This is a genomic window from Streptomyces sp. NPDC097981 (genome assembly GCF_040302565.1).
Lineage (GTDB): Bacteria > Actinomycetota > Actinomycetes > Streptomycetales > Streptomycetaceae > Streptomyces.
The window spans coordinates 37113-51136 of record NZ_JBEORW010000046.1; the positions used below are offsets into that span (position 1 = coordinate 37113).

Below are 14024 nucleotides of genomic sequence, written 5' to 3' on the forward strand. Positions count from 1 at the left end.
GGGCGGGTGGCCGGCAACCGAAAAGCCCGCAGCGCCACGTGGGCACTGCGGGCTTTTCCCGGCTGTCGGGCGAGCGGCTACAGACCGACCTCGCGCATGAGCATGCCGACCTCGGTGTTCGTCAGGCGGCGCAGCCAGCCCGACTTCTGGTCGCCCAGCTCGATCGGGCCGAAGGAGGTCCGCACGAGCTTGTCGACCGGGAAGCCGGCCTCGGCGAGCATGCGGCGGACGATGTGCTTGCGGCCCTCGTGCAGGGTCACCTCGACCATGTAGTTCTTGCCGACCTGGTCGATGACCCGGAAGTTGTCGGCGCGGGCCCAGCCGTCCTCCAGCTCGATGCCGTCCTTGAGCCGCTTGCCGATGTCGCGCGGCAGCGAGCCGGTGATGGCGGCCACGTACGTCTTCTTGACGCCGTACTTCGGGTGCGTCAGGCGGTGGGCCAGCTCACCGTGGTTGGTGAGCAGGATGATGCCCTCGGTCTCGGTGTCGAGCCGGCCGACGTGGAAGAGACGGGTCTCACGGTTGGTGACGTAGTCGCCCAGGCACTGGCGGCCGTCCGGGTCCTCCATGGTGGAGACGACGCCGGCCGGCTTGTTCAGCGCGAAAAACAGGTACGACTGGGTGGCGACGGTCAGGCCGTCCACCTTGATCTCGTCCTTCGGCTGGACGCGCTTGCCCTGCTCCAGCACGATCTCGCCGTTGACCTCGACGCGGGCCTGCTCGATGAGCTCCTCGCACGCGCGGCGCGAGCCCATGCCGGCCCGGGCGAGGACCTTCTGCAGGCGCTCGCCCTCCTGCTCGGCGCCCGGGAAGGTCTTCGGGGTCTTGATCACGGGCTTGTCGGCGTACCGGTCGCGCACGCGCTCCTCGATCCGCGCGTCCAGCTCGCGGGGGCGGGACTGGCCGCTGCGGCTGCCGGGGCCCCGGCGCGGGCCGCCGGCCCCGCCGATGCCGGGGGTCTTGGAGGTACGGGGGCCGCCCTTGGCACCGCCGCGCGCCGCGTCGCCCCGGGCACCGCCGCGGCTGCGCTCGCCCTCGGGGCCGACGTCGTAGCGGCGCTCCTCGGGGCGGGGGTTGCGGGGACGCTTCGGCCCCTGGTCACGGTCGCGGTCCCGGTCGCGCGGGGCGCCTGCGCCGGAGCCGCCGCCGTAGCCGCCACCGGAGCTCCCGCCCCGGTAGCCACCGCCGGAGGAGGAGCCGCCCCGGTGGCCGCCCCCGCCGGAGGAGCTGCCACCGCGGTAGCCACCGCCGCCGGAGGAGGAGCCGCCGCGGGAGTCACCGCGCCCGCCACCGCCGCCGCTGTTCCTGTTGCCGCCACCGTTGCCGTTGCCGCTGCTTCGCATCAAAGTTCCGTCGTCTTGTCGTCTTCGTCGGTATCCGGTGCATCCGGATCGAACGACGGAACACCCTCTTGCGTCTCGGCTTCGATCGCGTCCGCCTCGGGGAGGAAGGGCGCGAGCTCCGGGAGCTCGTCCAGGCCGCGCAGGCCCATCCGCTCCAGAAAGTAGTTCGTCGTCCTGTACAGGATCGCACCTGTTTCGGGTTCCGTGCCCGCCTCGGCCACCAGACCGCGCTGGAGCAGGGTCCGCATGACCCCGTCGCAGTTCACTCCGCGCACCGCCGAGACCCGTGCCCGGCTCACCGGCTGGCGGTACGCGACCACCGCCAGGGTCTCCAGCGCGGCCTGGGTGAGCCGGGCCTGCCGGCCGTCCAGTACGAAGCGCTCGACGGCGTCGGAGTACTCCGCCCGGGTGTAGAAACGCCAGCCGCCGGCGACGAGGCGCAGCTCGAAGCCCCGGCCCTGGACGGTGTACTCGTCGGCCAGCTCGCGCAGGGCGTCCGCGACCTCGCGCGGGGTCCGCTCCAGCACCTTCGCGAGGTGCGCCTCGGTCGCGGGCTCGTCCACGACCATGAGAACGGCCTCCAGGGCGGGCTTCAGCGCCGCCGCTGCCACGTCGCTCATTCCTTGGCCTCCACGATCTGATCGAACTCGTCGGTCACCTTCGGCATTCCGTCGCCGTCGCCGCCGCTCCAGCGGACGGTGAGCGTCCGCAGGGCCTCCTCCTGGTCGAGGACCACCGCCTTCTCCCGGTAGAGCTCCAGAAGGGCCAGGAAGCGGGCGACGACGGTGAGCGTGTCGTCGGTGTCCTCGGTGAGCTCCTGGAAGGTGGCCTCGCCGCGTGCCTTGAGCAGCGCGACCACCACGGCGGCCTGCTCCCGCACGCTGACGAGCGGGGCATGGATGTGGTCGACGTAGACCTGGGGCTCGGCCTTGGGCTGCATGGCCTTGACCGCGAGCCGGGCGAACCCTTCGGCGCCGATGCCGATGACCACTTCGGGGAGGAGCTCGGCGTGGTGGTCCTCAAGGCCGACGGTGCGGGGGCGGCGGCGGCCCTCGCTCTCGGCGCGCTGCTCGAAGATCTCGGCGATGCGTTTGTACGCGCGGTACTGCAGCAGGCGGGCGAAGAGCAGGTCACGGGCTTCGAGGAGGGCGAGGTCGGCCTCGTCCTCGACCTCGGCGGCGGGCAGCAGGCGGGCGGCCTTGAGGTCGAGCAGGGTGGCGGCGACCACGAGGAACTCGGTGGTCTGGTCGAGGTCCCAGTCGGGGCCCATGGCGCGGATGTGCGCCATGAACTCGTCGGTGACCTTGGAGAGGGCGACCTCGGTGACGTCGAGCTTGTGCCGGGAGATCAGCTGGAGCAGGAGGTCGAAGGGCCCTTCGAAGTTGGCGAGCCGCAGGGTGAACCGCCCGTCGCCGCGCGCGGCGTCCGCCGCCGCCTCCCCCACTCCGGCCCCACCGGCCTCCCGGGAGGCCTCCACGGCCCCGTCGGCGCCAGCAGGGGCCTCAGCGGGCCCGGAGGCGCCCGCGGGGCCCTCAGCGGGCCCGCCGACGCTCCCGGGGGCATCCGCGGGCGCCGCAGCCGCCACGGGCGCCGCAGGGGCCTCAGGGGGCGCGGCAGGCTCTCCCCGGCCGGGCGGTACGGGCGGCCCGTCGGGGCCGTCCGCCGGTCCGGCCGGGGGCGGGGCCTGTGTGCCCGGTCCGCGGCCCAGGCTGCGTCGGGCGGGGCGGCCGGGTTCGGCGGGAAGGGGCATTACGGTCCAGGGTGGTGCGGAAGGGGTGGCAGTTCGGCCGGAGCCAGCCCCAAGGCTGCCACGCTTCCCGCACCCCGAACCCCCGGGACCCGCCCGACGGACAACGGGGCGGGATCCGCAGCCGGAAGCGAAAACGTCCCGGGCGGCGGGGCTGCGAGGCGGGATCCGCAGCCGGGAGCGGAAACATCCCGGGCGGCGATACCCGCAAAGCAGGCCCAGCGGCCCGCCCTCCCCGCCTTCCGACCGCCCGTCACGGGCCCTGACGCTGACTGGGGCACCGGTCACGACGAGTGAGAGGGCCCACCGGCCGCAAAGCCCCATCAGACCGACGTCAGCATCCGTCACAACAGATCACGAACCCTGCACGCCGACAGGGACACAGGCCACGACAGGTCACGGACCCTCCACACCGGCTGGGGAACCGGTCACAACACGTGGGAGGGAGATGTGGAGGGGGAGGGACAGGCACCGGTAAGGGAAGGGGCTGTATACGACGGTCACAGCGGGCAGGGCAGACGGGACGACGGCGAGGGCGTCTTGAGGTGTGGGGATGACGGGCCGCAGGCCGCATCCGGCATCGGGCCCGGCGGGCAGGGGCGGCTGCGGGCCTGGTTGCGGGGCACCACCCCGCATCCCACCGGCACCGGCCCGCCGGAGCCATCGGCATCACCGCCCTGTGGCAATCGGGCCACCGGCCCAGCAAGGCCTCGGCCCCCAGGCTCGGCCACGCCCTCAGACCCACCGGCTCCGCAACGCCTCTACGCCGCCGCCCCGCCCGGCCGCCCGGCCGGTCAGCGGCCGCGGAGTCTGCGGACCAGGATGCTCGCGTCACCGCGGGACTCCAGGTCCGCCAGGACCACGGCCACCGCCTCGCGGACGATGCGCCCGCGGTCGACCGCGAGCCCGTGCTCCCCGCGCAGCACCAGCCGCGCATGCTCCAGGTCCATGAGCTCCTCGGCGGAGACGTAGACCGTGATCTTCTCGTCGTGCCGCTCGCGTCCGCTGGGCCGGCGGTTCGCCCCGCGGCCCTGGCCCTTGCCCCGCCGGGGCTCCGGGCTGACAGAACCTTCCTGCGGTCGCCGAGGTGCGCCCACCACCGGCTCCGCAGCGGCCGCCGCCTCCCGGCTGCGGCCCTCTCCCGCCGCGCCCTCCGGCGCCGCCGTGTGCTCCCCGGCGGGCGACTCCTCCGGGCCCCGCCTCGGCGAGGACGACTGGAGCGCCATCCCCCCGGTCGTACGGAACAGTTCGTCGGCTCCGGGCAGACTCACTCGGCGTGACACCGGGCGAGCACCTCCCTGGCCAGCTGGCGATAGGCGGCGGCCCCGACGGAGTTGGAGGCGTACGTGGTGATCGGCTCGCCGGCGACCGTGGTCTCCGGGAAGCGCACCGTCCGGCCGATGACCGTGTGGTAGACGTGGTCGTCGAAGGCCTCGACGACGCGCGCCAGCACCTCACGGCTGTGCACCGTACGGGAGTCGTACATCGTGGCGAGGATGCCGTCGAGCTCCAGCTCGGGGTTCAGCCGCTCCTGCACCTTCTCGATGGTCTCGGTGAGCAGCGCCACGCCGCGCAGTGCGAAGAACTCGCACTCCAGCGGGACGATGACCTTGTGAGCCGCCGTCAGGGCGTTCACGGTCAGCAGACCGAGCGAGGGCTGGCAGTCGATCACGATGTAGTCGTAGTCGGCCATCAGGGGCTTGAGCGCCCGCTGGAGGGTCGACTCGCGCGCGACCTCACTGACCAGCTGCACTTCGGCAGCGGACAGGTCGATGTTGCTCGGCAGCAGGTCCATGTTGGGGACCGCCGTCTTGAGCAGCACCTCGTCGGCCGACATGCCCCGCTCCATGAGCAGGTTGTACACGGTCAGGTCGAGTTCCATCGGGTTCACGCCGAGGCCCACGGACAGTGCGCCCTGCGGGTCGAAGTCGACGAGCAGCACTCGCCGCCCGTACTCGGCGAGTGCGGCGCCCAGGTTGATGGTCGACGTGGTCTTGCCCACGCCGCCCTTCTGGTTGCACATCGCGATGATCTTCGCCGGACCGTGGCCGGTCAGCGGACCGGGGATCGGGAAGTACGGCAGCGGCCGTCCGGTCGGGCCGATCCGCTCCCGGCGCTGGCGGGCAGCGTCGGGGGCGAGGGTGGCCGCGTACTCGGGGTCGGGTTCGTACTCCGCGTCCGGGTCGTAGAAGTGCCCTTCGGGCACATTGTCATAGTCGGCGAAACCCACGGGCTTTTCGCCGCTCAGGTCGCCGGCCCTGGAGTTCACGTCTAGGCCGTCCATGCTCTTTTGGGGCGTCGTCATGTGCTGGTGGTTTGCGAAGGTGCGGACTGCGACGGAGCCGACCGCTTCGAGCCCGGCGGGTCCTTGGCCCCGGTCAGGCGTCCCTGCTCGACCACCCCCGGGAGCAAATGTCGACTCATTCACAAGTCGTCTTACCTCCTCGGACGTGACCAGGACACTTATCGATAGGTCAGCGTGGCACCATGCCGACGGTTGGCGACTCTATGGCGTGTCACCGCTCAGCGGCAACACAATCCGTCGGACCCGCAACGATGTGTCGGCAACCGAACACCACTCTGTCAAGGGCGTCCGGGCTGCCACTACGAAGTTTCACGGGTGTGCGAAAGGGTTAAAGGGTTACGTTCGAGGCGAGTTGAGCCCCGTCCGCACGTACCCCGCAAACGCGTCCGGCCGGACCTTGCAGGCAAGGTCCGGCCGGATACGTGAGATTGACGTCAGTCGTTGACGCTTCAGCCGAGCAGCGTGCTCAGCTCAAGGGTCTCAAGGCCGTGGGCCTCGGCGACCGGGCCGTAAACGACCTGGCCGTCATGGGTGTTGAGGCCCAGCCCGAGCGCGGGGTCACGACGCAGCGCCTCGACCCAGCCGAGGTTCGCGAGCTGCACGATGTAGGGCAGCGTGGCGTTGGTCAGCGCGTAGGTGGAGGTGTTCGGCACCGCGCCCGGCATGTTGGCGACGCAGTAGAAGACCGAGTTGTGGACCTGGAAGGTCGGCTCGGCGTGGGTGGTCGGACGGGAGTCCTCGAAGCAGCCGCCCTGGTCGATCGCAATGTCGACAAGGACACTTCCGGGCTTCATCTTGGCGACGAGCTCGTTGGTGACCAGCTTCGGGGCCTTCGCACCCGGGATCAGCACCGCGCCGATGACGAGGTCGGCCTCGACGACGGCCTTCTCCAGCTCGTAGGCATTGGAGACGATCGTCTTGATCTTCGTGCCGAAGATCTTGTCAGCCTCGCGGAGCTTGTTGATGTCCTTGTCGAGCAGGGTCACGTGGAAGCCCATGCCGATGGCGATCTGCGCGGCGTTCCAGCCGGAGACGCCGCCGCCGATGACCACGCACTCGCCGGCGTGGGTGCCGGGGACACCGCCGGGGAGCACCCCGCGGCCGCCGGCCGAGCGCATCAGGTGGTAGGCGCCGACCTGCGGGGCCAGGCGGCCCGCGACCTCGGACATCGGGGCGAGCAGCGGGAGCGCGCGGTTGGCGAGCTCGACCGTCTCGTACGCGATGGCGGTGGTGCCGGACTCCAGGAGGGCGTCCGTGCACTCGCGGGAGGCCGCCAGGTGCAGGTAGGTGAAGAGGGTCTGGTCCTTGCGGAGGCGGTGGTACTCCTCGGCGATCGGCTCCTTGACCTTCAGCAGCAGGTCTGCCGTGGCCCAGACCTCGTCGGCGGTGCCGAGGATCTCGGCACCGGCGGCGACGTACTCGGCGTCCGTGATCGAGGAGCCGACACCGGCGTTCTGCTCGATGAAGACCTGGTGGCCGTTGCGGACCAGCTCATGCACGCCGGCGGGCGTGATGGCGACCCGGAACTCGTTGTTCTTGACCTCGCGGGGGATGCCGACCTTCATCGTCGATCACGGTCCTTGGCTCAGGGGATATTTCGGGGCACTTCCATACATACCCGCCCACAAGAACGCGCAACGGGATGCACCACGGGATGTCGTGGTGAAGCCAGTCTAATGAAGGATGAGTCGCTGTCTAGCCTTGCAAACCAATAATCTCAGTCGGAACGACTACGGATTTCGCAGGCTGCGGGGTCGTCTCCCAGCAATCTGTCGGCCGCCGAGCGGTGCAGCCTCGCGGCCGCCGGGTCGCCCAGCCGATCGAGGGTGTCGGCCAGCCGTACCTGGAGAGCGGCCTGAAGCCGCAGGTCTCCGGCCCTGCGTGCGAGCTCCACCGCCTCACGGCAGGTGTGCAGCGATTCCTCGGGCCGCCCGGCGTACTCCTGGATTCGCGCCATCTCGCTCAACGCCTTTGCCTGGCCCGGCACATCGGCCAGTTTCCGGTACCCTGCGGCGGCGGTCCGCCAGCTGCGCAGCGCATCCCCGTAGCGGCCCGCGTACATGTGCACGTTGCCGAGCCGTCCGTACAGCCGGGCCTCGTCCGCCCGCTCCCCGCGCGCGAGGGCCTGGGACAGGGCCCGGCCGAACCAGTCGGCGGCCCGGTGCCAGTCGGTGAGCTCCTGGTAGGCGCCGCCTACGGATTCCATCGCGCGGCCGGTCGCGTACGGGTCGTTCGCCGCGCGTCCCGCGTCCAGTGCGGCCCGGTAGCGCTCCAGCGCCTCCTGCGTGCGGCCGGTCTCGGCGTCCAGGTCGGCCAGGTTCAGCAGGGCCGCGGCCTGCTCCCGGTGCAGGTTCCGGCGCTCGGCCACGTCCAGGACGAGACGGTGCAGCCCGTACAGCTCGGGGGCGGCCCCGGCGGTGCCGCGGTGCTCCGCGAGGGCCCGTACGAGGGCTGCGACCAGCCGGCGGGCCAGGGTGTCCAGCCCGCCGTCGGCCACGGCCAGGGAGGCGGCCGCGGACAGCGCGGGCAGCCGGGTGTCGAGCCAGGTGGCGGCGGCCTGACGGTCGGGGAACCGCAGAGCGCGTGGGAGCACCTCCGGCTTGTCCGGTCCGTCGAGGCGCAGGCCCTCGCCGGTCTCGGCCGTGGCCCGGCAGGAGTGCAGCAGGCGTACGGTGCGCTCCAGCATCCGGGCCCGGGCCAGCTGGACCTCGGCGGTGCGCTCCTTGGTCTCCAGCAGGGCCTGGAGCAGCGGTGCGAGGCAGCCGGGCAGCAGGAAGAGGCCGTCGGAGGCGTGCCGGACGAGGCCCAGCCCGGCGAAGTCCTCCAGGGTGGACTGGGCGGCGGCCACCGAGCAGCCGGCGAGGGCGGACGCGGTGTGGCTGTCGACGATCCCGGCGGGGGCGAGCGGCAGCAGCCGGAGGGTGCGCTGGGCGGGCTGCGGCAGGGATTCGTAGACGAGCCGGAAACTGCGGGCGAGCGGGCCGCTGCCGCCCGGGGGCATCTCGTGGAGCTGCTTTGCCACGTCGGCGACGGCGGCCTTGGGGTGCGCGGCGAGCCATCCGCCGACCAGGGCCAGCGCGGCGGGCTGGCCTCCGCACTCCTCGGCGAGGGCTTCGGCGGCGCGGGGGTCCGCCGTGACGCGGGTGTCGCCGATGCGCCGGGCGAGCAGGGCGACGGCGGAGGGCGTGTCCAGGCCGCCGAGGGTGCAGGGGCGGACGTCCGGGATCCCGGTGAGCGGCCCCTCGGCGGTGATGACGACGAGGCATTCGGGGGTGTCCGGAAGCAGCGCGTCGACCTGGTACGGGTCGGCCGCGTCGTCGACGAGGAGGATCGTCCGGCGGCCGGTGAGGGCGGCGCGCAGGGCGGAGCTGAGCTCGTCCTCGGTGGCGCCGGGGGGTGTGGCCTCCCCCATCCCCTCCAGCAGGTTCCGGATCGCCCGCTCGGTGGCCACGGTCTCGCCTCCCGGGGAGGTGAGGCGGGTCCGCAGGACCCCGTCGGGGTAGTCGTCGGCGACCTCGCGGACGAACGCCTCGGCGAGGGCGGTCCGGCCGGAACCGGGGCGCCCCGCGACGAGCAGCACCCGGGCGCGGGGGGACTTGGCCTTGCGGCCGGAGAGGGTGTCGAGCCCGGTCCGCGCGATGTCCTCGCGGAGCTCCTTGAGCTCACGCCGCCGCCCGACGAAATCCGCCACGGATCCGCTCCTCTCCCTGCCTTCGGGTTGCGAGCGTAGTTCACGCAGAGCGACGACCCGTGTGGAGCGTGGCGGGCACATCGCCCGATCGGATCAGCCGATGGTCACACCACCGGCCCCAAGGGCCCCGCACGCCGGACACCCGCCCCCACCAGGCCTTGTGCGCCCCCGCCGGGCTGGAGCGGGCTAGAGCTCGTACGGGCGGGCCGGCCAGGGGGCCTGGGCCGGGCGGAGGGCGTCGAGGCCGCCGGGGGCGGCCAGGGCGGCGGACAGCGCCAGCGCTCCGGTCACCAGGCCCGGGTTGCCCAGTCGGCCCGCCAGGACCCCGCGGACCAGGTCGGCGAGCGGAACGTGGGCGACCTCCATGTCCGCCTCCTCCTCCGAGACCTCGTACCGCTCGCCCTCCGCCTCGGAGAGGCCGCGCGCGAGGAAGATCCGGATCGCCTCGTCCGATCCGCCGGGGGACGCGAAGAAGTCGGCGAGCACCCGCCAGTCCTCGGCCTTGACGTGCGCCTCCTCGTACAGCTCCCGCTGGGCCGCGTGCAGCGGGTTCTCGCCGGGTACGTCGAGCAGACCGGCCGGGAGCTCCCACAGCTTGTGCCGTACCGGGTGCCGGTACTGGCGCAGCACGAGCACGCGGCCCTCCTCGTCGAGTGCCAGCACGCACACCGAACCGGGGTGCACCTGGTAGTCCCGGCGCACCACCGCCTGGTCCGGCATGCGCACCTGCTCGGAGCGCACCGCCGTCTTCGCGCCCTCGAACGGCGTCCGGGAGGCGACGACCTCCCACGACTCGGCGGTGTCTGCAATGCCCATGGTCATTCCCGGTACCTTTCCGAAAAACGCGACGGCCGGGGCAAGATCCTTGCCCCGGCCGTCTACGTTATGCGGTCAGGCCGTCACTTGGCCGCCTGCTGGCGCTCCACCGCCGCCTTGACCAGGCCCGCGAACAGCGGGTGCGGCCGCGTCGGGCGCGAGCGCAGCTCCGGGTGGGCCTGGGTGGCCACCAGGTAGGGGTGCACCTCGCGCGGGTACTCGACGTACTCGACGAGCTTGTTGTCCGGGGAGGTGCCGGAGAAGACGATGCCCGCCTTCTTCTCCAGCTCGCCGCGGTAGGCGTTGTTGACCTCGTAGCGGTGGCGGTGGCGCTCGTCCACGTATGCCTGGTCGCCGTAGACCTCGCGCACGATCGAGCCCTCGGCGAGCTTCGCCGGGTACATGCCCAGGCGCATCGTTCCGCCCAGGTCGCCCGCGCCCTCGACGAAGGCCAGCTGCTCCTCCATCGTGGAGATCACCGGGTGCGGGGTGGAGGCGTCGAACTCGGTGGAGTTGGCCTCCGCGATGCCGGCGAGGTTGCGCGCGGCCTCGATGACCACGCACTGCAGACCCAGGCACAGGCCGAGCAGCGGGATCTTGTTCTCGCGGGCGTAGGTGATCGCGCCGACCTTGCCGTTGACGCCGCGGTCGCCGAAGCCGCCGGGCACGCAGATCGCGTCCACGTCGCCGAGCTGCGCCGCGGCGCCGGCCGGGGTCTTGCAGTCGTCGGAGGTGACCCACTTGATCTGGACGCGGGCACGGTTGGCGAAACCGCCGGCGCGCAGCGCCTCGGTCACCGACAGGTACGCGTCGGGCAGGTCGATGTACTTGCCGACGAGCGCGACCTTGACCTCGTGGTCGGGGTTGTGGACCCGGTCCAGCAGGTCCTCCCAGACGGTCCAGTTGACGTCGCGGAAGGGCAGGTCGAGCTTGCGCACCACGTACGCGTCCAGGCCCTCGGTGTGCAGGACCTTCGGGATGTCGTAGATCGACTTGGCGTCGATGGCCGCGACCACGGCCGCCTCGTCCACGTCGCACATCAGCGAGATCTTGCGCTTGATGGAGGTGGGGACGTCGCGGTCGGCGCGCAGCACGATCGCGTCGGGCTGGATGCCGATGTTGCGCAGGGCCGCGACCGAGTGCTGGGTCGGCTTGGTCTTCAGCTCGCCGGAGGGGCCGATGTAGGGCAGCAGCGAGATGTGCACGACGAAGACGTTGTCGCGGCCGACCTCGTGGCGGACCTGGCGGACGGTCTCCAGGAACGGCAGCGACTCGATGTCGCCGACGGTGCCGCCGACCTCGGTGATGACCACGTCGACGTCCGCGGTCGCCATGCGGCGGATGCGGTGCTTGATCTCGTTGGTGATGTGCGGGATGACCTGCACGGTGTCACCGAGGTACTCGCCGCGCCGCTCCTTGGCGATGACCTGCGAGTAGACCTGGCCGGTGGTGACGTTGGCCGAGCCGTCGAGGTCGACGTCGAGGAAGCGCTCGTAGTGGCCGATGTCCAGGTCGGTCTCGGCGCCGTCGTTGGTGACGAACACCTCGCCGTGCTGGAACGGGTTCATCGTGCCCGGGTCGACGTTCAGGTACGGGTCGAGCTTCTGCATCGTGACCCGCAGGCCGCGCGCCTTCAGCAGCGCACCCAGGCTGGAGGCCGTCAGGCCCTTGCCGAGGGAGGAAGCGACACCCCCGGTGACGAAGATGTGCTTGGTCGTCATGGATTTGGGCGGCATCGCCAAGAGGGGGCTCCCGTGGTCGCGAAGTGAGGTGCATCCGGCGCCGGCCACCATCGAACCGGAGGCTCTCAGGGGGCGCCGAAGCTGCGGTTTCGGGGCTCCTGATTCGCACAGGCAGACCACCGGTCCACGGGGTACCAGCCTATCAGCGCCCGGGACGGTCCGCCTCCGGCCACGCGCTGCTACGCCTGCTCGACCGAGCGCCACCGGCCGTCCTGCGCCCGGTCGCGCCACCGTTCCCGCCGGTCACCCATTTGGCCCAGTCTCATTGTCCCCGGACTTAAGAAGATCACTAGTGTGCCGTCATATCCTGCTCGGACACCGCTTCACATCGCCGCCGAGCAGACCGGCAGTCGGCGTAACCCGGCCGCATCCGGAATCATGAGCTCAGTGCGGGGATCCACACCCACGGGAGACCGCGCAACCGCGCAATGCAAGCGCCCTTCGGGGCGGACGTGGCCGTTCGACTGGAGATGCACGTGTCCGGGCGCATCGAGGATTACGCACTGATCGGGGACATGCAGACCGCCGCGCTGGTCTGCCGGGACGGATCGGTGGACTGGCTGTGTCTGCCACGTTTCGACTCCCATGCCGTCTTCGCGAGCATTCTCGGCACCGAGGATCACGGCTTCTGGCGCATCGGCCCGGCGTCGCCGGCGGGCACCGAGGCCCCCGCCGCGACCCGCCGCCGCTACCAGGGCGACTCGCTGGTCCTGGAATCGGAGTGGGACACGCCGCACGGCACCTTCCGCGTGATCGACTTCATGCCTCCCCGCGAGGACCACGCGCCGCAGCTGGTGCGCATCGTGGAGGGTGTCAGCGGGCGCGTTCCAGTGTGCTCCGCGCTGCGCATGCGGTTCAGCTACGGGCGGGTCGTGCCCTGGGTGCACAAGGTGGACGGGCGCACGGTCGCCGTCGCCGGGCCTGACTCGGTCTGGCTGGACACCGACGCGCAGACGTACGGCCAGGACCTGACGACGTACTCCGATTTCACCCTCGGCCCCGGCGAGCGCAAGACCTTCTGCATCAGCTGGCAGCCCTCCCACAAGGGCGCCCCGGAGACCCCCGACGCCCAGGAAGCCCTGGCGGCCACCTCCGCGTTCTGGCGCGAATGGGTCGACCACTGCACCTACCACGGCCCCTACCGGGAAGCCGTGATCCGCTCCCTGATCACCCTCAAGGCGCTCACGTACGGCCCCACCGGCGGCATCGTCGCCGCGCCCACGACCTCCCTCCCGGAGGAGATCGGCGGCGTCCGGAACTGGGACTACCGGTACACGTGGCTGCGCGACGCCGCCATCACCCTCTCCTCGCTGCTGCGCACCGGCTACCGCGAGGAGGCCCAGGCCTGGCGCGAGTGGCTGCTGCGCGCCGTCGCCGGCGACCCGGAGAACCTCCAGATCATGTACGGGATCGCGGGCGAGCGGGAACTCGGCGAGACGGAGCTCGACTGGCTGCCCGGGTACGAGAACTCCCGCCCGGTCCGGGTCGGCAACGGCGCCGCGCACCAGCTCCAGCTGGACGTGTACGGCGAGGTCACCGAGGCCCTTCACCTGGGCCACATGACGGGCCTGGCGCGCAACGACTACGCCTCGGTGCTCCAGTTGAAGCTGATCCGCTACCTGGAGACCCACTGGGACCAGCCGGACGAGGGCATCTGGGAGGTGCGCGGCCCGCGCCGCCACTTCGTGCACTCGAAGGTGATGGCCTGGGTGGCCGTGGACCGCACGATCAAGCTGATCGAGAGCGGGGACGCGGACGGCCCGCTGGAGCGGTGGCGCGAGCTGCGCGACGAGATCCACCAGGACGTGTGCGAGAAGGGCTACGACAAGGAACGCAACACCTTCACCCAGTCGTACGGGTCGAAGGAGCTGGACGCCTCCCTGCTGCTGATTCCGCAGATGGGCTTCCTGCCGCCGGACGACAAGCGGGTCATCGGCACGATCGAGGCGATCCAGCGCGAGCTGTCCACGCCCGACGGGTTCATCCTGCGCTATCCGACGACCGGCGACGAGGCCGGCGTGGACGGACTCGAAGGCGACGAGGGGGCCTTCCTCGCGTGCTCGTTCTGGATGGCCGACGACCTGGCGATGATCGGCCGGGTCGACGAGGCCCGCCACCTGTTCGAACGACTGCTCGCACTGCGCAATGACCTGGGACTGCTGGCGGAGGAGTGGGATCCGCGGCTGCAGCGCCAGGTCGGCAACTTCCCGCAGGCGTTCAGCCACGTGCCCCTGATCGACACGGCCCTGCGTCTGACGGCCAGTGGGGCGTACGGGGGGTGAGGCCGGCCGGGGTCCGGACCCCGGCTTCGCCGCGCCCCCCGGATCGGGCCCGCCTACTCTGGAGTGGTCCTATGCCTCCCCCGAAAGGAGGGGTGAGC

Annotated in this window: 10 protein-coding genes; 1 reads left to right on the forward strand and 9 read right to left on the reverse strand. The window is 71.5% G+C overall.

The features are described from left to right. Nucleotides 1–77: 77 nt before the first annotated feature. The 9 genes from ABTY04_RS32825 to pyrG form a co-directional block, all read right to left on the reverse strand. Nucleotides 78–1343, reverse strand: coding sequence for a pseudouridine synthase (locus ABTY04_RS32825; protein ID WP_352217092.1), 1266 nt, complete (start codon nt 1341–1343; stop codon nt 78–80). Beyond that, nucleotides 1343–1963 (reverse strand): SMC-Scp complex subunit ScpB, encoded by a 621-nt coding sequence (gene scpB / locus ABTY04_RS32830; protein ID WP_352217093.1) that lies wholly within the window; start codon nt 1961–1963, stop codon nt 1343–1345. Before scpB ends, ABTY04_RS32825 begins: the two co-directional genes overlap by 1 nt. After that, nucleotides 1960–3093: a segregation and condensation protein A gene (locus ABTY04_RS32835; RefSeq protein WP_352217094.1), complete on the reverse strand. Its 1134-nt coding sequence runs from the start codon at nt 3091–3093 to the stop codon at nt 1960–1962. The genes scpB and ABTY04_RS32835 overlap by 4 nt, the downstream gene beginning before the upstream one ends. A gap of 791 nt (nt 3094–3884) precedes the next feature. Then, nucleotides 3885–4373, reverse strand: a complete 489-nt coding sequence (locus tag ABTY04_RS32840) for a hypothetical protein (protein WP_352217095.1) — start codon at nt 4371–4373, stop codon at nt 3885–3887. Further along, complete coding sequence (locus ABTY04_RS32845; RefSeq protein ID WP_502996764.1) at nt 4358–5518, reverse strand: ParA family protein; 1161 nt, start codon at nt 5516–5518, stop codon at nt 4358–4360. The genes ABTY04_RS32840 and ABTY04_RS32845 overlap by 16 nt, the downstream gene beginning before the upstream one ends. Nucleotides 5519–5844: 326 nt before the next feature. Further along, a complete protein-coding gene (gene ald, locus ABTY04_RS32850; protein WP_352217097.1) occupies nt 5845–6960 on the reverse strand; it encodes an alanine dehydrogenase in 1116 nt (371 codons plus the stop codon). 152 nt (nt 6961–7112) lie between these two features. Next, on the reverse strand, nt 7113–9167 hold the full coding sequence (locus ABTY04_RS32855; RefSeq protein ID WP_352217098.1) for a tetratricopeptide repeat protein: 2055 nt from the start codon (nt 9165–9167) through the stop codon (nt 7113–7115). Between the two features lie 105 nt (nt 9168–9272). After that, nucleotides 9273–9902, reverse strand: a complete 630-nt coding sequence (locus tag ABTY04_RS32860) for an NUDIX domain-containing protein (RefSeq protein WP_352217099.1) — start codon at nt 9900–9902, stop codon at nt 9273–9275. 83 nt (nt 9903–9985) lie between these two features. Continuing rightward, entirely contained in the window at nt 9986–11638 is a 1653-nt protein-coding gene (gene pyrG, locus ABTY04_RS32865; protein ID WP_352217100.1) for a CTP synthase, read from the reverse strand. 476 nt (nt 11639–12114) lie between these two features. Here pyrG and ABTY04_RS32870 point away from each other — a divergent pair, with 476 nt between their 5' ends. Beyond that, nucleotides 12115–13926 (forward strand): glycoside hydrolase family 15 protein, encoded by a 1812-nt coding sequence (locus ABTY04_RS32870; RefSeq protein ID WP_352217114.1) that lies wholly within the window; start codon nt 12115–12117, stop codon nt 13924–13926. The last annotated feature ends 98 nt before the right edge of the window (nt 13927–14024 follow it).

What these genes read in the sequence shown, in the direction of transcription:
- ABTY04_RS32825 (WP_352217092.1), bottom strand. Translation starts at nt 1,343, where the DNA reads ATGCGAAGCAGCGGCAACGGCAACGGTGGCGGCAACAGGAACAGCGGC.
- scpB (WP_352217093.1), bottom strand. Translation starts at nt 1,963, where the DNA reads ATGAGCGACGTGGCAGCGGCGGCGCTGAAGCCCGCCCTGGAGGCCGTT.
- ABTY04_RS32835 (WP_352217094.1), bottom strand. Translation starts at nt 3,093, where the DNA reads ATGCCCCTTCCCGCCGAACCCGGCCGCCCCGCCCGACGCAGCCTGGGC.
- ald (WP_352217097.1), bottom strand. Translation starts at nt 6,960, where the DNA reads ATGAAGGTCGGCATCCCCCGCGAGGTCAAGAACAACGAGTTCCGGGTC.
- ABTY04_RS32855 (WP_352217098.1), bottom strand. Translation starts at nt 9,167, where the DNA reads ATGTGCCCGCCACGCTCCACACGGGTCGTCGCTCTGCGTGAACTACGC.
- ABTY04_RS32860 (WP_352217099.1), bottom strand. Translation starts at nt 9,902, where the DNA reads ATGGGCATTGCAGACACCGCCGAGTCGTGGGAGGTCGTCGCCTCCCGG.
- pyrG (WP_352217100.1), bottom strand. Translation starts at nt 11,638, where the DNA reads ATGCCGCCCAAATCCATGACGACCAAGCACATCTTCGTCACCGGGGGT.
- ABTY04_RS32870 (WP_352217114.1), top strand. Translation starts at nt 12,115, where the DNA reads ATGCACGTGTCCGGGCGCATCGAGGATTACGCACTGATCGGGGACATG.